At 70.3% G+C, this 23,866-nt stretch carries 19 protein-coding genes and 4 pseudogenes; 12 read left to right on the top strand and 11 right to left on the bottom strand.

Annotation, left to right across the window (positions count from 1 at the left end; all coding sequences use genetic code 11):
* The 5 genes and pseudogenes from ABZ899_RS25610 to ABZ899_RS25630 form a co-directional block, all read left to right on the top strand.
* Nucleotides 1–411, top strand: a pseudogene (locus tag ABZ899_RS25610) (cyclic nucleotide-binding protein); the annotation flags it as partial.
* A gap of 82 nt (nucleotides 412–493) precedes the next feature.
* Nucleotides 494–955 carry an Hsp20/alpha crystallin family protein gene (locus ABZ899_RS25615; protein WP_361350324.1) on the top strand — a complete coding sequence of 154 codons (462 nt, stop codon included), beginning with the start codon at nucleotides 494–496 and terminating at the stop codon, nucleotides 953–955.
* A 76-nt stretch (nucleotides 956–1,031) separates the two neighbouring features.
* A pseudogene (locus ABZ899_RS25620) lies at nucleotides 1,032–1,154 on the top strand (DUF2267 domain-containing protein); the annotation flags it as partial.
* A 225-nt stretch (nucleotides 1,155–1,379) separates the two neighbouring features.
* Nucleotides 1,380–2,501, top strand: coding sequence for a hypothetical protein (locus tag ABZ899_RS25625; protein ID WP_361350326.1), 1,122 nt, complete (start codon nucleotides 1,380–1,382; stop codon nucleotides 2,499–2,501).
* 335 nt (nucleotides 2,502–2,836) lie between these two features.
* A complete protein-coding gene (locus ABZ899_RS25630) occupies nucleotides 2,837–3,994 on the top strand; it encodes an acetate/propionate family kinase (protein ID WP_361350328.1) in 1,158 nt (385 codons plus the stop codon).
* Nucleotides 3,995–4,241: 247 nt separating this feature from the next.
* On the opposite strand, the pseudogene ABZ899_RS25635 reads toward ABZ899_RS25630, so the two are convergent.
* Nucleotides 4,242–4,743 (bottom strand): annotated as a pseudogene (locus ABZ899_RS25635) (hypothetical protein).
* A gap of 186 nt (nucleotides 4,744–4,929) precedes the next feature.
* On the opposite strand from ABZ899_RS25635, the gene ABZ899_RS25640 reads away from it, so the two are divergent.
* A complete protein-coding gene (locus tag ABZ899_RS25640) occupies nucleotides 4,930–6,066 on the top strand; it encodes a PQQ-dependent sugar dehydrogenase (RefSeq protein WP_361350330.1) in 1,137 nt (378 codons plus the stop codon).
* A 186-nt stretch (nucleotides 6,067–6,252) separates the two neighbouring features.
* Here ABZ899_RS25640 and ABZ899_RS25645 read toward each other — a convergent pair whose 3' ends face one another.
* The gene (locus ABZ899_RS25645) at nucleotides 6,253–6,714 is read right to left on the bottom strand and encodes a hypothetical protein (RefSeq protein WP_361350332.1); all 462 of its coding nucleotides are present in this window, start codon (nucleotides 6,712–6,714) and stop codon (nucleotides 6,253–6,255) included.
* Nucleotides 6,689–7,726 carry an alpha/beta hydrolase gene (locus ABZ899_RS25650; RefSeq protein WP_361350334.1) on the bottom strand — a complete coding sequence of 346 codons (1,038 nt, stop codon included), beginning with the start codon at nucleotides 7,724–7,726 and terminating at the stop codon, nucleotides 6,689–6,691. Before ABZ899_RS25650 ends, ABZ899_RS25645 begins: the two co-directional genes overlap by 26 nt.
* A gap of 279 nt (nucleotides 7,727–8,005) precedes the next feature.
* Here ABZ899_RS25650 and ABZ899_RS25655 point away from each other — a divergent pair.
* Nucleotides 8,006–8,146 (top strand): annotated as a pseudogene (locus ABZ899_RS25655) (VOC family protein); the annotation flags it as partial.
* Nucleotides 8,147–8,426: 280 nt separating this feature from the next.
* Here the strand turns inward: ABZ899_RS25655 and ABZ899_RS25660 are convergent.
* From ABZ899_RS25660 to ABZ899_RS25675, 4 genes are read right to left on the bottom strand one after another with little or no spacing between them, the layout of a single operon-like run.
* Complete coding sequence (locus ABZ899_RS25660) at nucleotides 8,427–10,334, bottom strand: glycogen debranching N-terminal domain-containing protein (protein WP_361350336.1); 1,908 nt, start codon at nucleotides 10,332–10,334, stop codon at nucleotides 8,427–8,429.
* Nucleotides 10,331–11,686: a hypothetical protein gene (locus ABZ899_RS25665; protein WP_361350338.1), complete on the bottom strand. Its 1,356-nt coding sequence runs from the start codon at nucleotides 11,684–11,686 to the stop codon at nucleotides 10,331–10,333. Before ABZ899_RS25665 ends, ABZ899_RS25660 begins: the two co-directional genes overlap by 4 nt.
* Entirely contained in the window at nucleotides 11,683–12,483 is an 801-nt protein-coding gene (locus ABZ899_RS25670) for a sugar phosphate isomerase/epimerase family protein (protein ID WP_361350340.1), read from the bottom strand. The genes ABZ899_RS25665 and ABZ899_RS25670 overlap by 4 nt, the downstream gene beginning before the upstream one ends.
* Before the next feature lie 20 nt (nucleotides 12,484–12,503).
* On the bottom strand, nucleotides 12,504–13,550 hold the full coding sequence (locus ABZ899_RS25675) for a zinc-binding alcohol dehydrogenase (protein ID WP_361350342.1): 1,047 nt from the start codon (nucleotides 13,548–13,550) through the stop codon (nucleotides 12,504–12,506).
* Between the two features lie 127 nt (nucleotides 13,551–13,677).
* Here ABZ899_RS25675 and ABZ899_RS25680 point away from each other — a divergent pair, with 127 nt between their 5' ends.
* The 5 genes from ABZ899_RS25680 (at nucleotide 13,678) to ABZ899_RS25700 (ending at nucleotide 19,221) form a co-directional block, all read left to right on the top strand.
* The gene (locus ABZ899_RS25680) at nucleotides 13,678–15,081 is read left to right on the top strand and encodes an extracellular solute-binding protein (RefSeq protein WP_361350344.1); all 1,404 of its coding nucleotides are present in this window, start codon (nucleotides 13,678–13,680) and stop codon (nucleotides 15,079–15,081) included.
* A gap of 31 nt (nucleotides 15,082–15,112) precedes the next feature.
* Nucleotides 15,113–16,129 (top strand): sugar ABC transporter permease, encoded by a 1,017-nt coding sequence (locus ABZ899_RS25685; protein WP_361350346.1) that lies wholly within the window; start codon nucleotides 15,113–15,115, stop codon nucleotides 16,127–16,129.
* Nucleotides 16,129–16,995, top strand: coding sequence for a carbohydrate ABC transporter permease (locus ABZ899_RS25690; protein ID WP_361350347.1), 867 nt, complete (start codon nucleotides 16,129–16,131; stop codon nucleotides 16,993–16,995). The genes ABZ899_RS25685 and ABZ899_RS25690 overlap by 1 nt, the downstream gene beginning before the upstream one ends.
* Before the next feature lie 4 nt (nucleotides 16,996–16,999).
* Complete coding sequence (locus ABZ899_RS25695; RefSeq protein WP_361350349.1) at nucleotides 17,000–18,214, top strand: ROK family protein; 1,215 nt, start codon at nucleotides 17,000–17,002, stop codon at nucleotides 18,212–18,214.
* A 92-nt stretch (nucleotides 18,215–18,306) separates the two neighbouring features.
* Complete coding sequence (locus ABZ899_RS25700; protein WP_361350351.1) at nucleotides 18,307–19,221, top strand: Gfo/Idh/MocA family oxidoreductase; 915 nt, start codon at nucleotides 18,307–18,309, stop codon at nucleotides 19,219–19,221.
* A gap of 99 nt (nucleotides 19,222–19,320) precedes the next feature.
* Here ABZ899_RS25700 and ABZ899_RS25705 read toward each other — a convergent pair whose 3' ends face one another.
* The 4 genes from ABZ899_RS25705 to ABZ899_RS25720 all read right to left on the bottom strand — a co-directional run bounded on the left by ABZ899_RS25705 (nucleotide 19,321) and on the right by ABZ899_RS25720 (nucleotide 23,760).
* Nucleotides 19,321–20,514, bottom strand: a complete 1,194-nt coding sequence (locus tag ABZ899_RS25705; protein ID WP_361350488.1) for a PP2C family protein-serine/threonine phosphatase — start codon at nucleotides 20,512–20,514, stop codon at nucleotides 19,321–19,323.
* Between the two features lie 237 nt (nucleotides 20,515–20,751).
* Nucleotides 20,752–21,015, bottom strand: a complete 264-nt coding sequence (locus ABZ899_RS25710) for a DUF2630 family protein (RefSeq protein WP_361350353.1) — start codon at nucleotides 21,013–21,015, stop codon at nucleotides 20,752–20,754.
* A 634-nt stretch (nucleotides 21,016–21,649) separates the two neighbouring features.
* Nucleotides 21,650–22,459: an SAM-dependent methyltransferase gene (locus ABZ899_RS25715; protein ID WP_361350355.1), complete on the bottom strand. Its 810-nt coding sequence runs from the start codon at nucleotides 22,457–22,459 to the stop codon at nucleotides 21,650–21,652.
* A 242-nt stretch (nucleotides 22,460–22,701) separates the two neighbouring features.
* Nucleotides 22,702–23,760: an ABC transporter permease gene (locus tag ABZ899_RS25720; RefSeq protein ID WP_361350356.1), complete on the bottom strand. Its 1,059-nt coding sequence runs from the start codon at nucleotides 23,758–23,760 to the stop codon at nucleotides 22,702–22,704.
* Between the last annotated feature and the right edge of the window lie 106 nt (nucleotides 23,761–23,866).

Genomic DNA, 23,866 nt, shown 5'->3' on the forward strand with positions numbered 1-23,866 from the left:
CGCACCGGCGAGCACCGCCGCCTGCCCGCACGAAGCCTGTTCGTCTTCACCGGCGCCGACCCCCACACCGAATGGCTCACCGGCACCCTCGCCCTGGACTCCCGCGGCTTCGTCCTCACCGGACCCGAAGCCCAGGAAGCCTGCACCACCCCCGACATCTGGCAGAGCCGCGGACGCACCTGCATGAGCCTGGAAACCAGCCTCCCCGGCGTCTTCGCCGTCGGCGACGTCCGCAGCGGCTCCGTCAAACGCGTAGCCTCCGCAGCCGGCGAAGGCTCCATGAGCATCCACTACATCCACCGACACCTGGGACACTCAGCCGTCCCCGGCACCACGGGCACATCAGCCGTCGCGGGCCACACCGACGCCTCCCCCCACACACGCCACAAAGAGTCCGCATGGCTCGCATGACCCCGAAGAGAGACGAGATCACAAGAAGGAGAAAGAGGCGATGGGAATGGCTACGCCTGTCCGGCACCAGCGGGGTGCCGCAATGCAAGCCAGGCCGGTTGGCTGGTCACGCAATCCGCTGACGGAGTACGACCAACTGCTCAACGAGTTGAGCGGGCTGATCGAATCCACGGTGGGAGCCGCGGCGCCCGCAGTCGCGTGGACACCCCTGGCGGACGTCACGGAGTCCGACGACAGTTTCCGCATCGAGATCGAACTCCCCGGTGTCAAGGGCAAGGACATAGACATCGAGGCGAACGGCCAGGAGCTGGTGGTCACCGGAGAAATCAAGGAGAAGGAACGCAAAGGCGTCCTGCGGCGGAGCACCCGCCGCGTTGGAGCCTTCGAATATCGGCTGCGGCTGCCGGGAGAGGTCGACACCGAAAAGATCAACGCGCAGATATCGGACGGGGTGCTCACCATCACCGTCCCGAAGGCCGATGTCGCAAAGCCCCGCCACGTCGAGATCAGCGAGTCGAGTGAAAGCACCGGGAGCAGCGGCTGAGACGCGAACGCCGCGGTTCCGGACGCCCGTCCGGAACCGCGGCCGGGCCGGCGAGGCGCGAGATCCGGGGTGGTTCGCGGTCCTGACCACCGTTGCCGTCGCTGTCACCGGCGGAGAACTGAATCAAATCCTCAGTCAACTTCCCTCTAGTCACGCGGTCTTATTCACGCAAGGCCGAACTCGCGGACTGAGCCCGTGAGGCGCCCAGACGATAGGCGCACCCCGGGGAGGAGGGTCGTGCACCCGACGGGTGGTCCCGGCGAGACTGCAGGCCCAGGCCCGGAGGAAGCTCAGGTGGCCCACGTGCCCCGTGACCGCCTGCACCTGCGAGTGGGGGCCGGCCTGTCACACGGCCTCGACGTTATCTCGGCGGCGTCTGTGGGCACTTGGGGCGCGGCAGGGCAGCCGACGAGGAGGTCCAGTCATGCAGGTCTCGTCGCAGGGCGTTACAGTCGTGGCTCTCCTGGCGGATCCGGACGCGCCGACGGAGATCGCTCAGCGCATGGCCCGGACTCTTTCCACTCGGCTCGCCGACAAGTCGGGCCAGGGGCGGCGGTTCGACGTCGAGGTGGTCAGTGAGCCCTTCACCGCCGGGGTGGAAGACCCGCCCACTCTGATGCGCCGCATCATGGACCGTGGGAGTGCGGAGAACTGGGACATCGTCGTGGCCCTCACCGACCTTCCGCTGCACTCGAACGGGCGCAGGCTCGCTGTGAACCTGAATCACGAACACGGCCTGGCGCTGCTCTCTCTGCCTTCACTGGGAGGCCTGCGACTGCAGACGAGGGCCCGGCAGGCCGTGGAAGAAGTCGTGCTCGGCATGGCGGGTCCGGACATGACCGGGGCTGACGGACCTCCACGGAGTCAGCCGCTTCCGGGGCTCTCCGTCGATCGTCCCGCGCCTGTTCATCCTGACCAATCCGGTGAAAAGGAGACCGAGGATCTTCGGTACGTCGCCGACGGGCCGCGCGGTTACCTGAGGGTGCTCGCCGGTATGGTCCGCGCCAACCGACCGTGGCGGTTGGTGCCGGGCTTGTCGAAAGCTCTGGCGGCCGCGCTCGCCACGGGGGCGGCCGCCACCGTGAACTCCACCATCTGGACCCTGGCCTCTTCCCTCGGGACGCCACGCCTTGTGATCGCCACGGTCGGATCGGTCGCGATCATGGTCGGATGGCTGATCATAGACGCGGAGCTGTGGCATCGATCGGCAGAGAAGTCGCCGGAGGCGAGGCAGAGGACGCGGTTGTACAACGCCTCGACGGTCGCGACCGTGGGCATCGGGGTGCTCGTCTGCTATGTGGGATTGCTGGTCATCAACTGGGTGTGGGCGCTGTTCATTCTCAACGACCGTGTGTTCGCTTCCACGACGCGAACCCCGCTGCACGCCGAGGACTACGTGACGCTGGCCTGTTTCGTCGCTGCGGTCGCCACGGTGGGCGGCGCGCTGGGATCAGGGTTGGAGAGCGACGAGGCGATCCGGGCGGCCGCCTACTCCAAGCGCGAACAGGAGCGTCGCCGCCAGCTTCAGGAGAACCACGATGACTAGCGCGGCGGGTCGTCACCGGAGTGGTTCGGCCACGGACCTCGCCTTCGGTCTGCGGGAGGAACCGCGCCCCCGCCCCCCCGGGGCACCACTGGCAGACGGACGCCGACGGCGCCCTCGGCGGCGAACGGCCAGGACGACGTGGCCGAGGCATGGGTACCCGCTCTGGAGGAGGGCGACGGGGACATCGGCGTCCTTCCCGACCGACCTGCCGAGTCGGGCGGGGCACAACCCGATCGCCACCGAGGCCACCCCTGAGCAAAGGACGCACTTCGTGGCGGGCCCACCGTGCCGGAGGACGACCGTGCGGGAAGACGCAGGCGCACTGGAGGTGTGTGATGAGTGCTGACCGCTCCGACGAGAGCCGTGAGGGTCAGGTACTGGTCCTCGCCGCCGGCTCCTCGAGCCTTCGCACAGTTCTGTTCGCGGCGGACGGTGAACGGGTGGCGGATCGACACTCCTCGGAGCCCCCGGGGCCTGCTGCGGCGGCGGAACTGCGGAACGTCCTCAGCGAGGTGCCCGCCCCTGTGGCGGTTGGTCACCGCATCGTCCACAGCGGTCCCCACCTGACGGGACATACGCCGATCGACGCACGCGTACGGTCCCTGCTGGCGGACGTCGCGGATCTCGCGCCGCTGCACGTGACGCCGGCCCTGTGCATGGTCGACGCCGCACGAGAACTCCTGCCCGACGTTCCTCATGTCGCCTGCTTCGACACGGTCTTTCACAAGGATCTGCCGGCACCAGCGCGCACGTACGCCGTGCCGGAGCAGTGGCGAGCCGAATACGGGCTGCGCCGGTACGGCTTCCACGGACTTTCCTACGCGTGGGCCCTGCAGAGGACTGCGCAGGCCCTGGGCCGACCCGTCGACGACCTCCAGGTCGTGCTCGTGCACCTGGGCGGGGGCTGCTCGGCCTGTGCCGTCCGGAACGGACGCAGCGTGGACACCACCATGGGCCTCACTCCGCTGGAGGGCCTGGTGATGAGCCGGCGCAGTGGCAGCCTCGACCCCGGTGCGCTGCTGTGGCTGCAGCGGCGGCATGGTCTGAGTACGGACGAACTGGAAAACACGCTCCATCGGCATTCCGGTCTGCTCGGCCTCTCCGCCACCTCCGGGGACACCCGGGACCTGGTGCGTGCCCGCGCGGAGGGTGATGCAGCGGCCGCGTTGGCGCTGGCGACGTTCACACTCAGTTGCCGTAGGGGCATCGCCGCGATGGCCGCCTCGCTGGACCGGCTGGACGCACTGGTCTTCACCGGGGAGATCGGCGAGGACCAACCCGAGGTACGTGAGGAGATCTGCTCGGCTCTGGCTGTTCTCGGTGTACGAGGCGGGCTGCTCGTCCCGCCACTGGAAGATCTGATGCGGGAGGGCCACCGACGCATCGATCAGGCGGCGAGAGGGGTCCCGGTCCTCGTGGTAGCCACCGGCGAGATACGGCAGATCGCAGCCGAGACACGCCGGGTACTCGGCATCGCTGACGGGACGCGGTAGCTGTCCGACGCGGTCCTGGGTTTCGCCTTCCCCGCCGCCGAGCTGCGCCGGGCAAAACCGCGCGCTGTACACGCACTCCGCCAGCTCGCGCTCCGCCTCCGCTGTGCGCCGGGGCACGTGCCTCTGCCTCGGCACAACCGTGGGGGGGACGGTACCCGCCAGCTCAGCCGCCGGAGCGTGGTGCGAGTGATGAAGCCAGCAGGGACCGTGCCGCGGGCGACACCGGAGCGGGTGGCCTGATCGATGGTCAGGCGGTGGAGCCGCGCCGCTTGTGCCGGTTCGGGACCGAGGTGGGAACCGGCATGTACAGGGCGAGCTGCCCCTCCGTCATCACGTCGAACTGAACGGTCCTGAACGGCTTCAGTGAGCGCAGGTCGTCCGGCATACGGCCCTGACCGACCTGGAGGGTGAGGTCACGCGGCAGGCGCGCGGTCTCGGCGTTCAGCACGTTGGTCTGACTCAGGATGGCGTGCCATGCGCCGTCGACCGCGGCGTAGAGGTGAGCGAGCTGACGCGTTCACCGCTCGGGCGGGAAGTCTGCCGAGGCGTGGCCGCCCGGAGCCGGACTCGACCTTGGTCTTGGGCAGTTGACGGAAGAAGTCCACGCCGCTGACGCGCGGGTCGCGGGCGACCTCGTCGAGGCCGGGATCCACGCGGTACCGGTCATAGAGGCCGCGCTTGGGGACCGTGACCCAACGGCCGCCCAGGTCGACCTTCAGGATCTCAAGCTGCGAAGACAGCCGGCCGATTGGCGGCGCTCGGCGGAGCTGGTCTATACCAAGGGCGGCCGTCCCAGTATCCTCACCCGTATCCGGCCGGTAGCACAGGGTTCCCTCCCCACACCCCCACAGGTTGCACGCTGTCACAGACGACCCCGCACGACCGGCCCGGGCAGTCACGCGACCTGCCGATTCACCGCCTCCAGGAGGAACACGGTGAGAGTTCGCACCAGAAGCTCGGCGATCATCGGCACCATCTGTCTCGTCGCATCCTTCGCTCTGACCACGGCATCCGCCGACGAGCCCGCTGCCCCACGGCAGACGGCGCACATCACCCTCAAGAACGTGGCCACGGCCAAGAACCCCACGGCCGGCGCCGCCGGCCCCGGAGGGAAGCTCTGGATCGCCGAACGCGCGGGCACGGTCCGGGTCCTCGGCGACCAGGGCCTCGGCAGACCCGTCCTGGACATCTCAGCGGAGACCACCGTCGACGGCGAACGCGGGCTTCTCGGCATCGCGTTCGACAGGCGGTTCGCGCACTTCTACATCTCGTACACGAACCTCGAAGGCACCAGCACGGTGGACGAGTTCGCCGTACGCAAGGGCAAGATCCAGCGCCACACCCGCCGCACCGTCCTCACCCAGACACAGCCCTACGCGAACCACAACGGCGGCGACATCAAGATCGGCCCCGACGGCTACCTGTACGTCGCCCTCGGCGACGGGGGCTCCGGCGGCGACCCGCACGGCAACGGCCAGAACCTGGGCACACTGCTCGGCAAGCTCCTGCGGATCGACCCCAGGGGCGGCACGCCCTACGCGATCCCGGCGGACAACCCGTTCGTGAACACCCCGGGCGCCAAGGGTGAGATCTGGTCGTACGGACTGCGCAACCCCTGGCGGTTCTCCTTCGACGCGGGCACGGGCGACCTGCTGATCGGCGACGTCGGCCAGAACGACTGGGAGGAGATCGACTGGGCCCCCGCGAGCAGCAAGGGCGGAGAGAACTACGGCTGGGGTCAGATGGAGGGCACCCATCCCTTCCGCGGCGGCACGGAGCCCGCGAACCACGTACCGCCGGTCCATGAATACGACCGCACCAACTTCGGCTGCTCGGTGACCGGCGGTTACGTCTACCGGGGCAGGGCGATACCAGCTCTCAAGGGCCAGTACGTCTTCAGCGACTACTGCGACGGCACCATCCGCTCGCTGCGGCTGAAGAACGGCAAGGTGACGGCCGTGAACGACCTCGGGGTCAACGGCGGCGAAGTCATCTCCTTCGCGCAGGGCGCCAGCGGCGAACTGTACGTCTTCGCGATCGGCGGCAGCGTCTTCCGTATCGATCCGGCGTAACGACCCGCAGCCGGCAGCCGGGCGACCAAGCCCCACCCCGGCACGCCTGAGCACCTCCGCAGGACTCCCGTCCGCCCCGGCGTCCTCGTCCCGCGTCGCAAGGATGCGGGCACGAGGACGCCAAGTCCTGCTCCTTTTTTCAACGGGTGGCGATCGTCCACCGCGTGCGTGGCCCCGGGCGGCCAGTCACGGCTGCGTGTCCCCGGCGTCTTCGGCATCGAGCGCCGCGTCCAGAGTGTCTCCGAGCTGGATGAGATCTTCCGCAGAGAGTTCGGGTGGAGTCCAGTGGTGTGCGCGTGCGTGATCGACGAAGGTTTCGTCCAGCAGGACGTGGTAGCGCTCGACGTAGTGAGGTAGGTCTGAGTACCAGAACCACTCGCCGTCAGTGTGCAGCTCCAACGCGCCGATGAGTTCGTTGCTCAGCGCGTCGTGGACTGGTGATCCGGTGACGGCAAGGGCAGATCCTGAACGGAGATAACGCACCAGCTTCTCCTCGCCCGGGGCGGCGTGGTCGCGGACCGAGTCGCGAAGTGCGGGGCCGTCGGGGCGACCATGTGCCAGTTCCTGAAACTCACCTATGAACCGGTTGCAGGGAAGAGATTCACTGGCCACGCGCGGAAGCCTATGCACGTCCTGCAGCTTGGTCACGCCGCCTCCAGCCCGACGCGTTCAGAAGGTGCTCCAGCCAGTTGCGGCGTGCCGCGACAGCGGCCTTGCTGATCCGCGCCTCGGGGGCTTTCCGGTCGAAACCGTGGATTCCGCCGGGCCACACGTGCAGCTCGGCTTCGCCGCCGGCCTGCCAGATCCGGTCGGCGTACGCGAGGATCTCATCGCGCAGGCACTCGGCGGAGCCGACGTCGAGGTATGTGGGCGGCAGGCTGGCCAGGTCGGTGGCGCGGGCGGGCGCAGCGTACTGCGGCACGTCAGCTCCGCCCTGGGCGTCGCCGAGCACCGAGCTCCAGGCGAACCCGTTGCGGCTGCGGTCGAAGAGTTCGACGTCGTCCATCTGCAGGGCTGAGGCGCTGTCGTTGCGGTCGTCGAGCAGCGGGGCAATCAGCAGCTGGCCGAGCAGGCGGGGACCGCCCTTGTCGCGCACGGTCAGAGCGAGCGCGGCGCTGAGGGTGCCGCCTGCGCTGAAGCCCGTGACGACGATGCGTTCCGAGTCGATGCCGAGCTCGTCCGCGTGGTCGGCGACCCACAACAGACCGGCGTAGGCGTCGTTGATCTGGGCGGGGTAGGGGTGCTCGGGCGCGAGCCGGTAGCCGACCGAGATCAGCGTGGCCCCGAACCGCTCGGCCGTCTCGAGTATCTGGTCGAGCCCGGTGCGGTGATCACTACCGTAGAAGCCGCCGCCGTGGATGAAGTAGAGCGCCGGCCGCGATGCGGGCGCGCCGGAGGGTGTGCACACCAGCAGCGGGATCTCGGGGGCGCCGTCCAGGCCGGGCACCGAAGGCTGGACGACGGTGAAGCGCCCGCCATGGCTGAGGTCCTCGAGCGCCGCCACCGCGGCGTCGACCTCCGCGCGGACCACCGACAGCTTCTCGAGGCTCATCGGCGCCAAGTCCGGTTCTTCCGCTAGGTAGGCGTCATAAGCGACTTGGAGTTCGGCATCGAGAGGAACGGGAACGGCGGGCACGTTCTTTCCGGGTTCAAGATCCATACGCGCACGCTAGCTTCCCTGTTCCTTTCGCATCATCCGGATTTCAGCACCTTGCCGAGAGCGCAGCAGGGCCGGGCGGATCAGCGGCGCGGGTCAGGCGTGGGCCTGCTCGATCTCGACCAGTCTAGTAGGTCCGGATCTTGATACCGGAACGCAGAAGGGCCCCTGAGCTGCGATGATCCGACGTTTCGGAGCAGGCGACACCAACTTGCAAGGCTCAGCGCATCCCTGCGGACAAGGCTTACCGCGTGCCTCACCTGCGGACATGGTTGCGGGGCAAAGGTCGATGAGGACCTGGGAGAAGCCGAGGCCCGGCTGAGGGAGCTCGGTGCGGGCAAGCCTGATCATCAGCCGCACGGCGACAAAGCTCGAGTTCTCACCGATCCAGCCGGACATCCCTTCTGCGTCATCGCACGCTGATCGCCGGACAATGCCTGCTGCGACGGAGTGAAACGACGACCCCCGCGGGGTTCTTCGGCCGGTTGACGGTGTCGAGCGTCAGGTTCGGGTGAGTCTTCGCGTCTTCGCCCAGCCGCTCCCTCCAGCCGGCCAGTGGCGCAGCGCCCGCTCGGACGGCGCACTGGGGCTGGCGTGGTAGGTGCTCACGTGAAGTCCTCCAGCGGTGCCTCGTCTTCCTCCCGCTCCCGGAGGTCGCTCCGATGCGGGCGAGTCGGTGGTGGTCGATTCGATCGGCTCGACGTCAGACGGACTCCAGTGCCGTCCGCAGGGCCAGGGGTGTGGCCGCTGCCCAGGCCTGCGGGGAGCAGGAGTGGGGGTAGGGGACGGGTCGGCTGGTCGCGGTGCGGTCGTAGCCGGCCAGTACCTCCGGGAGGCGGTCGCCGTGACAGGCGGCGGCCGCGAGCAGGCCCTGAGCGAGTCGGCGGACCTCGTCGGCGAGGCCGTGGCGGGCCAGTCCGAGAGCGATCACGGCGTTGTCGTGCGGCCAGGCGCTGCCGCGGTGGTAGGACAGCGGGTGGTAGGGCTTCTGCCCGGCGGCGAGGGTGCGGACGGCCCAGCCGGAGAAGAAGTCCGGTTCCATCAGCCGCCGTCCGACGCGCCGGGCGGCCTCGGGTTCGAGAATGCCGGACCACAGCAGGTGTCCGGCGTCGGAGGCGAGGGCGTCGACCTGGCGGCCGTGGCCGTCGAGGGCGAGCGCGGGGAAGTCGGCGCCCGTCATCCAGAAGTCCGCCGTGAAGCGACGGCGCAGGTCCGCGGCGCTTTCCCGGAGGCGCTGTGCGTAGGGTCCGTCCTGCCAGAGGTTCTCGGCCAGTTCCGCGGTGCGCAGGAGGGCGTCGTAGGCGTAGCCCTGGGCTTCGGAGACGGCGATGGGGCCGTCGGCCTGGGTGCCGTCGGTGAAGCAGACGGCGCCGGCGGAGTCCTTCCAGTTCTGGTTGACCAGGCCGCCGGGGTCGGGTTCGTAGACGAGGTAGCCGTGGCGGGTGAGGCCTCCGTCGGTGAACATCCAGTCGACGGCGCGGCGGGCGTGCTGTTCCAGATGCCTGGCCACGGAGGGGTCGCCGGTCTGCTGGTAGTGGGCGTGCAGGAGGACCAGGAAGAGGGGGGTGGCGTCGACGGCGCCGTAGTAGCGGCCGTAGGGAACCTGGCGGAAGTGGGCGAGTTCGCCGTGGCGGGTCTCATGGACGATGCGTCCGGGCTGCTCGCGGCTGACGGGGCCGTGGCGGGTGCCCTGGGTGGCGGCGAGAGCGCTGAGGGTGGCGGCGGCCGTCCAGGGGCGGTGGGGCAGGAGGAAGTAGGAGGTGAGCAGGGAGTCGCGTCCGAAGAGGGTGAGGAACCAGGGGATGCCGGCGGCCGGGACGTGCACCTCTTCGCCGTCGACGCCGGTGGCGGTGATGGTGAGCAGGTCCAGGTCGGCGAGCCCGCGTTCACAGGTGCGGGTCAGGTCGTCGGTGGCCGTGGCCGCCGGGCGGGCCGGCCGGGACGGCGCCGGGGGCTCGGGCAGTCCGTGCGGCCGCGCGTGCACGGTGAGGTGGAGGTCCGCTTCGCCGTGGGCGTCGAGCGGGAGGTGCCAGGTGAGGGTGCGGGCGGTGGAGTGCGGAGTGTCGTCGGCGGGTGTGACGTCATGGGGAACGGGCCGTGACGTCAGGGTGGTTGAGGAGTGCCAGTCGGCGCGGCGGTAGTCGAGGAGCACTCCCTCCGAGGTGACGTGGGTGGTGTGCTGGGCGCCGGGTTTGTCGTAGTGGCGGTCGTCGGCGCGGAGTTCGAAGAGGTCGGCGAAGTCGGCGTCCACGGTGAGGGCGACGTGGGCGGTGACCGGTTCGGGACGGTTGCTGACCAGGCGCAGGTGTTCGCTCAACGACCCGGCGGCGACGGTCTGTTCGCGGAAGACGGTGTAGGCGGGCGGGTCGTCGCGGGTGCCGGCCGGGGTCAGTACGCAGGTGGCGGTGTCGTCGCTGCCGGCGTCGGCCGGTGCCAGGGCGAGCGGTGTTGTGCCGTCGACGGTGAGCTGCCAGCGGCTGAGGTGGCGGGCGTCGCGCAGGAACAGGCCGTCGGGTGTGCGGCCGCGGGTTCCGGTGATGGCGCCCGCGGCGTCGAGGCGGACGAAGGTGGCGTCGCGTACGAGCTGGATGTGGTCGTCGGCCGGGCTCATGCGGTGGGCTCCTCGCGGTCGGCGCACAGCAGGTCGAGGGTGAGCGCGGCGGTCCAGGAGAAGTGCCGGGCGCCGCGTGCGTCGCCGGTGGCGGGATCGACGTACTCGGCGAAGTCGGAGGCTCCCGCTTCGGTGACGATGCCTTGGCGCAGGTTTTCGGCCTGTTCGCGCAGGCCGTGGGTGCGCAGGCCGCGGTGGATGAGCCAGGCGGTGTTGAACCAGGCGGGGCCGCGCCAGTAGCGCTGGGCGTCGAAGGCCGGGCCGGTGAGGTCGTGGCTGGGGACCAGCCGGGTGGCCGGGGCGCTGAAACGCGGTCCGGTGAGGGTGGCGACGAGCCGGGTCGTGATGTGTGCGGGGAGGCCGGGGACGAGGAGGGGGATCAGGCCGCTCACGCCGTCCTGGGCGACCAGGGTGTCGTCGGTGAGGTCGCGTGCCCGGAAGATGCCCGCGTCCTCGTCCCACAGGCGGCCGACCAGGTGGCGGGTGAGGGTGTCGGCGCGCTCGGTGTGACCGGTGCCGTCCCCGCCCAGTTCGCGGACGATGGCGGCCAGGGCGTGTTCGCCCGCGACGAGCAGGGCGTTGAAGCAGGGGTCCTCGACCGCGAAGGCGAAGGGGGTGGCCCGGTCGTCGTAGCCGGCGTCGCGGTAGTCGGTCGCCAGGCGGACGTAGCGGCCGTAGTCGAGGTCGGTGGGCCGGTCGGCGGGGTGTCCGTGGTCGAGGTCGGCGCGCCGGAAGGTGTCCGGTGCGGTGGGTTCGACACGGGTGAGGGCGCGATCCCAGCTGGGACTGTTGTCCATGCCGGGCTCCCAGGGGTGGGCCACGGCGGCCAGGCCCGCGCCACCGAGGTCGCGGCGTGTGAGGAGGTAGTCGTGCCAGGCGGCCAGGCGAGGTGCCACGCGGGCGAGGAAGCCGCGGCGCGCCGACTCGACGGGGTCAGCGCGGTGCACGAGCCAGGCGGCCAGGGCGTGGACCGGAGGCTGGACGATGCCGGAGGTCTCGGGGGCGGCGGGTGCGCCCGCCGCCCGGCCCGCGCTGGAGGAACGCCAGAAGTCGGGGCTGGGGAAGTAGGCGTCGTGGGGCAGGGCGGGGTTGAAGACGATGTGCGGGATGCGGCCGTCGGCCCACTGGGCGGTCAGGAGGGATTCCAGTTCCTGCTGGGCGCGGCGCACGGACAGGTGCCGCAGGCCGATGGCGATGAACGCGGAGTCCCAGCTCCACTGGTGGGGGTAGAGGGTGCGGGAGGGGACGGTGGAGGTGCCGGTCCAGTTGTCGATGAGGACCCGCGCCGCACCGCGCCGCAGTGTCAGGGCCGCGGTCGCGGTGGGCACGGGCCGTTCCAGGAGGGACTTCACGCGCCGGACCTCTTGAGGAAGGCGGGGACGGAGCGGACGGCCTCGACGGGGTCGCCGGTCAGCCGGCATTCGAGGGCGAGGTGGCCGTCGTAGCCGATGGTGTGCAGGGCGCCGAGCCAGGCGGGCCAGTCGAGGTGTCCGGCGCCGGGCTGGAAGCGGTTGGAGTCGGAGACCTGGGCGTGGCCGATGAGGTCGGCGTGGGCGAGGATCGCGGCGGCGGGGTCGGTTTCCTCGATGTTCATGTGGTAGCTGTCGATGCCGATGCGGACGGAGTCCAGGCCGACGGTGCGTATGAGGTCGGCGGCCTGCTCCAGCCGGTTGACCATGTGGTCCTCGTAGCGGTTGAGCGGCTCCAGGAAGAGGGTGACGCCCTCCTTACGGGCGTGCTCGCCCAGCTCGGTCAGCCCGGTGAGGAGGATCTCGCGGTCCTCCTCCTCGCTGCGCGGGGGTTCGAAGGGGGGCAGCCGGCGGGAGAACATGCCGTAGCTGGCGGGGGTCTGGGCGCCCAGGCCGCCTATCTCCGCGATCACGGTGAGCTGGGACTTCATCTGGTCGAGGGCGTCGCGGCGCCGGTCGGCGTCGAAGGCGCCGAAGAAGTGCAGCATGTCGACGCACACGGTGGGCATGACCACGCCGTCCTTGCGGGCCTGGCGCAGTTCCTCCAGGCGGGAGGCGAAGTGCAGTTCGCCCTTGCCGCGCAGTTCGATGGCGTCGTAGCCGGCCTGCTGGGCGAATTCCCACTTGGCCTGCAGGGTGTCTCCGGGCAGGAGTTGCTCCTGTGCCGCGGTCTTGAGCATGAGGGGGCCTTTCGAAACGTTCAGAATTCCAGCACGACCTGCAGCGCCTCGGCGGGGCGCTCGTCCAGCAGGACGTAGGCGTCGGCGGCGTCGGCGGCGGGCACGACATGGCTGACGAGGGAGGTGACGTCGATCTGTCCCTCGGCGACCAGGCGCAGGAAGGTCTGCTGGAGGCGCTCGACGGTCCAGCGGTGGGACAGCTGCGGGGGGACGCCGCCGATCTGGGAGCAGACGAGCTGGACGCGGTTGTGGTGGAACTCGTCGCCCAGGCGCAGTCCGATGCCGTCGCCCTGGTAGAAGCCGGAGGCCACGACGCGTCCGCCGGCCGTGACGGAGCGCAGGGCCTGGTGCAGGGCCGGGTAGGCGCCGCTGATCTCGATGGCGAGGTCGGCGCCGAGGCCGCCGGTGGCTTCGCGGATGCGTTCGGCGACGGCTTCGGTGCGGGCGTTGAGGGTGGTGTGGGCGCCGTAGCGCTTCGCGGTCTCCAGGCGGCCGTCGAGGGCGTCGACGGCGGTGACACGGGCGCCGTTGAGCTGGGCGAGGCGGGTGGTGAGCAGACCGATGACGCCCTGGCCGAAGACGGCGGCGTCCTCGCCGAGGTGGATGTCGGCGGCCAGGACGGCGTTGTAGGCGATGGCGCCGACGCGGGCGAAGGCGCCGGCGAGGGGTTCGAGGCCGGCGGGCAGGGTGTGGCCGATCATGCGTTCGGCGGGGACGATGCCTTCGCTGCGGTGTCCCCAGATGCCCCAGACCAGGTCGCCGGGGCGGGGCAGGCCGGGGACGCCGTCGAGGTCGGGGGCGGTCTCGACGACCTCGCCGACCTCGGAGTAGCCCCAGCCGGCCACGGGGTACTCGATGCCGGCGGCGCCCTCGCGGAACAGGCGGGCCTCGGGATCCCAGGTGCGCGTCAGGTAAGGGTTCGTGCCGCGGTACGCGGTGAGTTCGGTGCCGGCCGATATGCCCGAGTAGCGGGTGCGGACCCTCAGATGGCCTGGGGGCAGATCGGCGGTGACCTGCTCGGCGACCTCCACCTGACGGGGGCCGGTGAATTGGACGACACGTTCCACGGATGTCTCCGGAAGGGTGTTGCGAGTGCGGTTGCGTCGACAATAGCCCCCACTTATGTCTTGTCAACACGCATAAGTGATGCTGAGATGCGTGAGCAGTAGACGTAAGTCGGAACGAGGACACGCAATGCGCACCAAGAGCCGGCGATCCAACGCGATCGCGGTGGGCATCACCGCAGCCCTGACACTCGGGCTGCTCACGGGCTGCGCCGGCAGCACCGGGCCCGGGAAACCCGACCGGGAGATCACCGTCTGGACGCAGGAGAACCTGCCGGACCGGGTCGCGGTCACCCAGAAGATCATCAAGGGGTTCGAGGAGGAGACCGGGATCAAGGTCCACCTGGTCGGCGTCGACGAGGGCCAGATGCCGCAGCTGATCATGTCGGCCGCGGCCTCCGGCACGCTGCCCGACGTCATCGGCGCCGCCCCCATGGGCCAGGTCTGGCAGATGTACAGCAACGGCCTGCTCAACACCGACATCCCCCGGCGGATCGTCGGTGAACTGGGCCGCGGTACCTTCAACGCCAACGCCCTCCAGCTCACCTCCGACGGCGCCACCAGCCTCGGCGTCCCCTCCGACGCCTGGCTCCAGCTGCTGGTCTACCGCAAGGACCAGCTCGCCCGGAAGAACCTGGCCGCCCCCGGCACCTACGACCAGGCGCTGGCCGCCGCCAAGGCCCTCACCACCAAGGGCTCCTACGGCATCTCCGCGGCCACCGACCCCAGCGACGCCTTCACCTCGCAGAGCTTCGAGAGCCTCGCCCTCGCCAACGACTGCCAGCTCGTCGACGACCAGCACGCGGTCGCCCTCGAGTCCCCGCAGTGCGAGACGGCGTTCACGACCTACGACGCGCTCGCCCGCGCCTACGGGGCCCCCGGCACCCAGACCGTGGACTCCACCCGCGCCACCTACTTCGCCGGCCGGTCCTCGATGATCATCTGGTCCTCGTTCCTGCTCGACGAGCTCGCCGGCCTGCGCAAGGACGCCCTGCCCAGCTGCTCTCAGTGCAAGGAAGACCCCCGCTACCTCGCCCGGAACAGCGGCATCGTGACCGCCATGAAGGGCCCCGACGCCGCCGAGGCCGCCCAGTTCGGTGAGATCACCTCCTGGGTCACCACGAAGACCGCCGAGACGGCGGCCTCCCAGGAGTTCATCGAGTACATGATGGGCACCGGCTACGAGTCCTGGTTCGGCATGGCTCCCGAGGGCAAGATCCCCGTCCGCAACGGCACCGCCGCGGAGCCCCGCCGCTACCTCGACGCCTGGCGGCACAGCGAGATCGGCGTCGACACCAAGAAGCCGTTCGACCAGGTCTACCCCGCGAGCCTGCTCAACCAGCTCGCCGCGGGCGTCAGCGACATGCGCCGCTGGGGCATCACTCAGGGCGAAGGAGCCCTCGTCGGCGCCACCAACGGCGAACTGCCCGTCCCCAAGGCCATCGGCGCCATGACCAGCGGGCAGATCTCCCCTTCCGAGGCGGCACAGGAAACCGACGACGACGTCTCCGCCCTGCAGAAGTCCCTCCAGTAGCCGCCCGCATGCACGTCACGAAGGTCCGCTCATGACAACAGCCCCCGCCGGCGCACCGCAGCGCCGCGACACCCACACCGCGCCGGCCGAGCGCCCCGCAGAACGCCGCCGGCCCATGACCGCCAGCCGCCGCGCCAACCGCGCCGGCCTGGCGTTCGTCTCCCCCACCTTCATCGTCGTCCTCGTCGTGGTGATCCTCCCCATCGCCTGGACGATCCTGCTCGCCTTCCAGCACGCCAAGCTCGTCGACATCCAGGGCATGGGCCTGTTCGGCAACTGGACCCTCGACAACTTCGACCAGGTCTTCGCGTCCGCCGGCTTCTGGTCCAGCCTCACCACCACCCTGCTCTACACCGCGGGCTCCACCTTCGGCTCGGTCGCCCTCGGCCTGATCGCAGCTCTCGCCCTGCGCAAGCCCTTCCGCGGCCGCGGACTGCTGCGCGCCGCCATGCTGCTGCCCTACGTCGCCCCCGTCGTCGCCGTCGCGTTCGTCTGGGAAGTCGCGCTCAGCCCGCAGTACGGCGTGGTCAACGACTGGGGACGGCGGCTGTTCGGCTGGGAGGACCCCGTCGCCTTCCTCTCCACCCGCGCCTACGAAGTCGACGTGCTGGGCTGGCACTTCGACATCCCGCTCGCCCTGCTGACCGTCATCGCCTTCGAGTGCTGGCGCTACTTCCCCTTCGCCTTCCTCTTCATCCTGGCCCGTCTCCAGGCCGTCCCCGACGCCCTGGAGGAAGCCGCCCTCGTCGACGGCGCCACCCCCACCCAACGCTTCCGCCACATCCTGCTGCCGCAGCTCATGCCGGTCATCGCCCTGCTGTGCGTCCTGCGCTTCATCATGACGTTCAACAAGTTCGACGACGTCTACCTGCTCACCGGCGGCGGCGCGGGCACCGACGTGGCGGCCGTGCGGGTGTACGACTTCCTCACCGCCCGCTACGACGTCGGAGCCGCCGCGGCCCAGGCCCTGGTCCTGGCCGCCTCGCTCATGATCCTGCTCGGCTTCTACTTCAAGTTCTTCGGCAACAAGGTCCAGGAGGAGTCGTGATGACGCGCGCCCGGTTCGAGGAGAGGTTCTTCGGCGTCCTGCGCTGGTTCGTCATCGCCTTCCTCGCAGTGATCACCCTGCTGCCCTTCTACTACATGCTGCTGCTGTCGCTGAAGCCCATCGACGCACTGCTGCTCGACCCCGGATCCCTGTGGATCTCCGCCAAGGACTTCACCCTCACCACCTACCGCGACGTGCTGCGCTCCACCGACGCCGGCGGCCAGGGCTTCCTGAAGTTCCTGCTCAACTCCGCCCTGGTCTCCCTCGGCACCGTCGCCCTGACCCTGCTGGCCGCCGTCCCCGGCGCCTACGCCATCAGCCGCCTGAAGTTCTTCGGCCACCGCCAGGTCAGCGCGCTGTTCCTGGCCGTCTACCTCTTCCCCGCCACCCTGCTGGCCGTGCCGCTGTTCGTCATCTTCGCGAAGCTGCACCTGTCCTCCAGCCTGACCGGACTCGCCATCGTCTACGTCGCCCAGACCGTGCCGGTGTCGATCTACATGCTGAAGAACTACCTCGTCACGGTCCCCTACTCGATCGAGGAGGCCGCGGCCCTGGACGGCGCCAGCCGCCTGCAGACCGTCCGCAAGGTGATCCTGCCCGTCGCTCTGCCCTCCCTCATGGCGACCGGCCTGTACGTCTTCATGATCGCCTGGAACGAGTTCCTCTTCGCGCTGCTCTTCCTGGCCGCCGACCCCGGCGAGTGGACCGTCTCCCTGGGCCTGGCACAGCTCTCCAACGGTGTGGAGGTGCCCAAGACCGTCCTGATGGCCGGGTCCGTGGTGCTGACGATCCCCGTGGTACTTCTGTTCTTCGCCGCCGAACGCCTGCTGACCGAAGGTCTGACCAGCGGTGCCGACAAGAGCTGACCACATGAGGGGCCAGATGCTGACGACGAATCAGGTCACCGCCGGGGAGCTGCTGGAACTCATCCGCAGCGGTCGGGCCAACACCCGCTCCGATCTGCAACAGGTCACCGGACTGTCGCGGTCGACCGTCGGCCAGCGTCTGGACCTGCTCAACCGCGCCGGTTGGCTCAAGCACACCGTCGGACCCTCCACCGGCGGGCGTCCCATCCAGCAGATCGTCTTCGACCCCTCGCACGCCGCAGTGATCGCCGTCGACCTGGAGACCCGCCACGCACGGGCCGCCGTACTCGACCTCGCCGGCACGATCCTCGCCGAGCAGACCGGGCCGATGCGTATCGGCGACGGCCCCGACCACGTGCTGGACGCACTGGCGGGCTGGTTCCCCGAGCTGATCACCGCGGCCGGCGTCGACGCCGAACGCGTCTGCGGCATCGGCCTGTCCGTCCCCGGACCCGTCGACTGGAACACCGGACGCGTCGTCCAGCCCCCGATCATGCCCGGGTGGGACCAGTTCCCCATCCGGGAACGCCTGCAAAGGGCCTACGCCGAGCATGTCGGCCCCAGCATGGAGAACGGGCCCGTCCCCGTCTTCGTCGACAACGACGCCAACCTCATGGCGCTGGCCGAGCACCAGGCCAACCACCGCGACTGCACGGCCTTCGTCCTGGTCAAGGTCTCCACCGGCATCGGGGCCGGCGTCGTCGTCGGTGACGAGGTCTACCGCGGTATCGACGGCGGCGCCGGCGACATCGGACACATCCGCCTGCACGACCGGCCCGACGCGCTGTGCATGTGCGGCTCCCACGGCTGCCTGGCCGCCGTCGCCAGTGGCCGCGCGCTCGCCGGTCAGCTGTCCGCCCTGCACACCGAAGCCGCCTCGGCCTCCGACGTCAAGCGCCTGCTGGCCGAGGGCAACCCCGACGCCATCCGGCTCGCCCGCGAGGCCGGCCGCCGGGCCGGAGAGGTCCTGGTGACCGTCGTCAGCCTCCTCAACCCCGGAGTCCTCATGATCGCCGGGGAGTTGTCCGGGGCCCCGTTCATGACCGGCGTCCGCGAACTGCTCTACCAACGCGCCTTCCCCCGCGCCACCGCCAACCTCCAGGTCGTCACCTCGCGCCTGGGAGACCACGCCGGCGTCATAGGTGCGGCCTCCATGGTCGTGCAGTTCCTCTACTCCCCCGCCCGCGCCGACACCCGACTGGCCGCCCTCACCTCGTGAAAGACGCGATGCCCGCAGCGAGAGCCGGCACACCCCCACCGTTGAACGGGCCGTGCCCGACCGAGGGCCCGAGCACAGACAGGACCACCGCCGTGACCACCCCTTCCGGCCCCTTCACCCACCCGCCCGTCGAGGTCGGCCTCGTCGGCGCGGGGCCATGGGCGCGCGCCATGCACGCCCGGATGCTCGCCGCCGGGCCCGAGACCCGCCTGACCGCCGTATGGGCCCGTCGCCCCGCGGCAGCGCACGAGACCGCAGCACCCTACGGCGCCCACGTCGCCTCCTCCTTCGACGAACTCCTCGACCGCTGCGAGGCGATCGCCTTCGCCGTACCGCCCGCCGTCCAGGCCGAGCTGGCCCCCCGCGCGGCCCGCAGGGGGAAGGCCCTGCTCCTGGAGAAGCCCCTCGGTCCCGATCTCGCCGCCGCCGAACGCGTCGCCGACGCCGTCCAGGCCGCCGGCGTCGTCTCCCAACTCGTGCTGACCAAGCGCTACCACCCGGCCACCGACACCTTCCTGGAGGCCGCCCGCGCCCGGGAGATCACCGGCGCCCGCTCCTGCTACCTTCACGGCGCCTTCCTGGGCGGGGAGTTCGCCACCGGCTGGCGACTGGAACACGGCGCGCTGCTCGATCTCGGCCCGCACCTCCTCGACCTGCTCGACACCGCCATCGGACCCATCAAGGCCATCCGCAGCAGTGGCGACTCGCGCCGCTGGGTCGAGCTGACCTGCGAACACGAGAGTGGCGCGGTCAGCCAGGCGTCCCTGTCCGGCGCCGTCGCCGTCCCCCGCACGCTCACCCGCATCGACCTCTTCGGACCTCAGCGGCCTCTGTCCTACGACACGGCCGACATCGACCACGAGGAGTGCTGGCCGATCCTGCGCCGCGCCTTCGCCACCGCGGTGCGCACCGGCCGACCCACCGCGCTCGACGCGACACGCGGGCTGTATCTGCAGCGCCTCATCGAACAGGCGACCCGCTCCCTGGCGGATCGCCCAGCGGCCTGACCCACCGGCGCTCCGACACCACCCGCGTCCGCTCGCGATACCGCTGACCGGCGGCAACCGCCTCGCCCGCACGCCCGCGCGCGCTCCGGGCCGGGTGGTTCACGGGGTCAACTCCCGCTGGTCAGCGCCGCGCCATTCGGTGAGCAGGACGGTGGCGTCGTCGTCGAGGTTGCCGTCGTGGTGCTCCATGATCGCCGTCATCAGCCGGCGGAGGGTCTCGTGCAAGGTGTGTCGGCCTGAGTGGTGGCGGCGGATGAAGTCGACGAACCGGTCCCGGCCGAACTCCCGTCCCCAGACGTCACGGGCTTCGACGACGCCGTCGGTGTACAGCAGGAGGCGGTCGCCGGGTTGAAGCTGCTCCTCAGCCGTGACGACGGGCAGGCCCAGGTCGGCTCCCATGGGCCCGGCCGGCGGGCAGGACAGGTCAGTGGTCCATCGGTTGTCGCGGATCAGGATCGGCAGATGGTGGCCACGGTTGACCCACGTCAACGTACCGCTGCTCATGTCCAGTTCCGCCAGGATCGCCGTCACATAGCGGCGCGCGTCGAACTGCTCGATCAGGACGCGTTCCACTTCCCGGCTGGTCTCGGCCAGTGCGGCCCCCTGTCGGCGGGCGTTACGGCAGGCGGACACGGCCACGTTGGCCGTGATGCCGGCGGTCGTGTCGTGTCCCATCGCGTCGAAGACGCCGAGGTGGAGGGTATGGCCGGCCACGGCAAAGTCGAAGGCGTCCCCGCCCACCTGGTAGGCGGGTTCCATCACCGCCCCCACGGTCGCGTCGTGCCCGGCATAGGCGGGCGGCGGCGTCAGGTTCCACTGCATCTCCGCGGCCACGTTCATCGGCTCGGTCCGCACCAGACGCGCGTGGGAGTCGCTGAAAGCACGTTTGCTCAGAATCAGCAGGGCAGCCACCGAGGCCAGATCGCTCAGGGCCTGGCGGACGGCATCTGTGTCGCCGTCGGTGTCGGCCCGCAGGACCCCTAGCCGCTCCACACCGTCGGTGACAGCCGCCCACCAGCGCCGCCGCGCGGCATCGCCGGCCCGAACCGGTGCGGCTTCCGGGATCACTTCCACGCGCTGGTACGCCTGCCCGGGCAGACTGCCCGACACAGTGAACGACTGCCCGCCCTCCCCCGCATCCGGACCGTGGCCGGTGAGCTGGCGCAGCACTGTCTCCCGCATGTCCACCACAAAGAGCACCACGTCGTGCAGGCCCACGTCGGCGGCGTGATCGGCGATCAGACGCGGCAGCTGCTCGAACGTGGCCGTATGGCTGACCTGCATCAACCGCATCAGCGACGCCGCACTGCTCTCGCTCACGGTCAGGTCCCCTCGTCGGCCGGACGCACGGGCCCTGCACCGCGTGCCACGCCACGGCTGAGGCCGTTCCTCCACTCCAGTGTCCGGAGTACCCGCTTTCCGGCGGCATCCTCGATCCGATCAACCTCGGCTTCGAGGAGCAGCGCCGCCTCGTCGGCATCGGATGCCCGCGGCCGGTTCATCGACGGAGCCGTTCACCGGGGCCTGAGGTCAGGAAAGGTAGTCCTCCACCTGCGAGGCCGGGCGCACATGTGCCTCCGCGGGGTCCTGCCCGGCCGCGGCCCGGGCACGGCGCTGACGCAACAGGTCCCAGCACTGGTCGAGCTCCGTCTCCAGCCGGCCCAGTCGCTCGTGCCCGGTCGGCTGGTCGATGGTGTTCTCGGCCAGCCGGTCGCGCAGGTCCTTCTCCTGGCTGATCATCTCTTGGATACGACCGAGGATCTGCCTCTCGGCGTCCGCTTCGGAGTTCGACATGGATCCCTCCCTCGCGATGTGGTGGGTATCGGGCGTCGCGCTGCTCCGCCCGGATGCCTCCGGAGGCCGCGCGTGTCCCGGAGTGCGCGGGCTCGCGGAACGGACGCCGACCTGCTCCGCCCGGCTCAGGCTGTCGAGAAGCCTGGCGCTGGTGACCAGACTCCTCGTCGGGACGCACGCCACGTTGAGGCCCGTGCCGCCGATCACGCCTCGCTCCACCATGGCCACGCGGCTGCCCGCGCGGGCGATGTCCATGGCGAGGGTCTTGCCGCCTTTGCCACCCTCACGACGAGCAGATCGACCTCCTCCACGCCGGTGGCCGCCTGCGCCTTGCCCCAATCCTTCACCGAGAACCCGCACCCGTCCATCCTCATGCGGCCACCCGTCCGCCGCATCCGGCACGACCGTTCCGGGAACCGCGGCGCCAGGCGAAACGCCCTGGCGCATTCCGACGGGAGCGTGACCACTCCCCCACCGACCACCCCAGGTCCGCCCGCTGGCGCTCGGACAGCCACACCCGCGGTGACCACGCCGGCCATCCCGGCCTCCCGCCCGACCCGGCCCGCCGCCGCGCCGCGGTACGCCCTGTCTCGGCATCGACGCCGGGGGGCTTCACGCCCCCGGGGCGCACGTCTCAGGTCTTCCGGGCCATGCCGGCGACGATGAGGCGTTCCCAGACCGTGAGCTCCCCTTCGCTTCGGGCCCGGCCGGACTCGTCCGGCCGCCACAGGGACGCGGGGACGATCCCCGGGTCGAGGATCTCCAGACCGTCCAGCAGGGAGGCGATCTCCGCGTCCGTGCGCCATCGTCCGCGGCCGAAGGTCTGCTGGAGCACCTTTTCGGCCTCCACGGTCTCGGGGTTGTCGCCGGAGCGGAAGTGACTGATGAAGAAGCAACTGCCGGACGGAACCTGGTCGCGCCAGTAGCGGACGATGCCGGCCGGGTCCTCGTCGTCGTTCACGTGGTGGAGGATGGCGCTGAGGATGACCGCGACAGGACGAGAGAAGTCGATGATCTCGAGCGTGGTGGGGTGGCGGCGGATGCCTTCGGGGTTGCGCACGTCGACCGCGACGACGCGGGTCAGGTCGTTGTTCTCCAGAAGCGCGCGGCCGTGGACCAGCACCTGGGCGTCGGTGTCGACGTAGACGACCCGGGACTCGGGAGCGTGCCGTTGCGCGACCTGGTGGACGTTGTCCGCGGTGGGCAGGCCACTGCCCAGGTCGATGAACTGCCGGATGCCAGTGGTCTTCGCGATCTCTCCGACCGCCCGGATCAGGGCCGCGCGGTTGGCGAAGGCGATCGCCACCGAACCTGGCAGGTCCCGCTTGAACATGTCGCCGATCTCGCGGTCCGCGGCGTAGTTGTCCTTGCCGCCGAGCAGGTAGTCGTAGACACGGGCGATGCTGGGTCTGGTCGGGTCGATGGCGGAGCCTTCGTGCGTCATGGCGGCCATTCTTCCCGGCAACACGGCCTGCGCACCCCGCTTTCGGCACACCCGTCGACCGGTCGGACGGCTGCCACCGGGGCCGACAGGGCACCGCGTGCGTGAACGGAGATCACCTCATGCCCTGGGTACGACGGTGCGGAGAGCACCGCAGCCGGCTGAGGGCGACGGGACGCCTTCGGCGACGCGGCGGCGAGAGCCTCTGTTCCGGCCCTGGCGTCTCCCCGGTCCGGGCGCCGGTGTCAGGCGCCGTCGCTTCCGGGTGCCACGTCGTCCGCCGGCCGGCGCTCCCGCCCGCCCGGGTGGCGGTGCCGCCAGATCAGGAATACCGCGCAGGACACCACCGCCCAGCCGGCCAGCACCAGGAACGGGAAGGCGTGCTGGTGCCCGCGGAAGTACACCGCCGTGTGCTGGGCATTGACCGAGGCGCCCGGCGGCAACCACCGTCCGATGACGCCCAGCGCCGACGGCAGCAGCGGCCACGACACCGCGCCGCCCGACGACGGGTTGCCCAGCACGACCATCACGCCCCAGGTCGGGATCATCGCCCATCGGCCCATCCATGTGTTGAACATGGTGAAGGTCATGCCGCTGGTGAACATGGTGAGCGCCAGGATCAGCCACGACTCCACGAACGGCAGCTCGAGCGCGCCGAGCAGCCAGTCCACGGCCGCTGCGATGGCGAATCCGCCGAGCAGGGCGTAGGCGGCCGTGAAGGCGATCCGCTCCAGGGCGGTGAGCCCCCGGGCATGCACGCTGAGCTGGATCGCGCCGACGAAGCCGATGATCACCGCGGCGAGCGAGATGTAGAAGATCGCCAGGCCCCGCGGATCGCCCTTCTGCAGCGGATTGACGTCCCGGACGGTCACCGACATCCCGGTCGCCCGTCCCACCTTCGGCGCCGCCTGCCCCAACAGCTCCGCCACCGAGGCACCGGAGGCCGACGTCACGTCCAGCAGCACGTGCCGCCCGTCGCCACGTACTTCGAAGATCGCGAAGACACGCTGCTCCTCGACGGCTTCCAGCGCCGTCTCCCGCGAGTCGTAGACGCGCACGTGCAGCGAGGAGTTGAGCGCCTTGCCCATCCCCGCCAGGAAGACCTGGGCCCGCGCGTCCTCGTACGACCCGACGACGGCCGTCGGGATCCGGCGAGGGGTCGGATTGGCCATGGCGTACGTGTACGACCAGGCGAACAACCCGGCCGCCGCGGCCAGGATGAGCGTGAGCACGGTCGCCGGCCACAGGGGCGTCCCGCGGAAGCGGGCCCAGCGGCCCTCGGGCTCTTCCGGACTGTCTTGCACGTTGCCCGTCCTTGGTCCTTGCGGCTCCTGCTGCCGACTCGCACGCAGGCGGGCCGGACTGCGTCGGGGCCGCACCGGCACGCGTACGAAGCGCCCCACGACGGAC

The sequence above is a fragment of the Streptomyces sp. NPDC046859 genome, from assembly GCF_040645135.1.
GTDB lineage: Bacteria > Actinomycetota > Actinomycetes > Streptomycetales > Streptomycetaceae > Streptomyces.

What these genes read in the sequence shown, in the direction of transcription:
- ABZ899_RS25705 (WP_361350488.1), bottom strand. Translation starts at nt 20,514, where the DNA reads ATGCGGTTGATGCAGGTCAGCCATACGGCCACGTTCGAGCAGCTGCCG.
- ABZ899_RS25690 (WP_361350347.1), top strand. Translation starts at nt 16,129, where the DNA reads ATGACGCGCGCCCGGTTCGAGGAGAGGTTCTTCGGCGTCCTGCGCTGG.
- ABZ899_RS25710 (WP_361350353.1), bottom strand. Translation starts at nt 21,015, where the DNA reads ATGTCGAACTCCGAAGCGGACGCCGAGAGGCAGATCCTCGGTCGTATC.
- ABZ899_RS25615 (WP_361350324.1), top strand. Translation starts at nt 494, where the DNA reads ATGCAAGCCAGGCCGGTTGGCTGGTCACGCAATCCGCTGACGGAGTAC.
- ABZ899_RS25660 (WP_361350336.1), bottom strand. Translation starts at nt 10,334, where the DNA reads ATGAGCCCGGCCGACGACCACATCCAGCTCGTACGCGACGCCACCTTC.
- ABZ899_RS25685 (WP_361350346.1), top strand. Translation starts at nt 15,113, where the DNA reads ATGACAACAGCCCCCGCCGGCGCACCGCAGCGCCGCGACACCCACACC.
- ABZ899_RS25680 (WP_361350344.1), top strand. Translation starts at nt 13,678, where the DNA reads ATGCGCACCAAGAGCCGGCGATCCAACGCGATCGCGGTGGGCATCACC.
- ABZ899_RS25695 (WP_361350349.1), top strand. Translation starts at nt 17,000, where the DNA reads ATGAGGGGCCAGATGCTGACGACGAATCAGGTCACCGCCGGGGAGCTG.
- ABZ899_RS25625 (WP_361350326.1), top strand. Translation starts at nt 1,380, where the DNA reads ATGCAGGTCTCGTCGCAGGGCGTTACAGTCGTGGCTCTCCTGGCGGAT.
- ABZ899_RS25670 (WP_361350340.1), bottom strand. Translation starts at nt 12,483, where the DNA reads ATGCTCAAGACCGCGGCACAGGAGCAACTCCTGCCCGGAGACACCCTG.
- ABZ899_RS25630 (WP_361350328.1), top strand. Translation starts at nt 2,837, where the DNA reads ATGAGTGCTGACCGCTCCGACGAGAGCCGTGAGGGTCAGGTACTGGTC.
- ABZ899_RS25715 (WP_361350355.1), bottom strand. Translation starts at nt 22,459, where the DNA reads ATGACGCACGAAGGCTCCGCCATCGACCCGACCAGACCCAGCATCGCC.
- ABZ899_RS25650 (WP_361350334.1), bottom strand. Translation starts at nt 7,726, where the DNA reads ATGGATCTTGAACCCGGAAAGAACGTGCCCGCCGTTCCCGTTCCTCTC.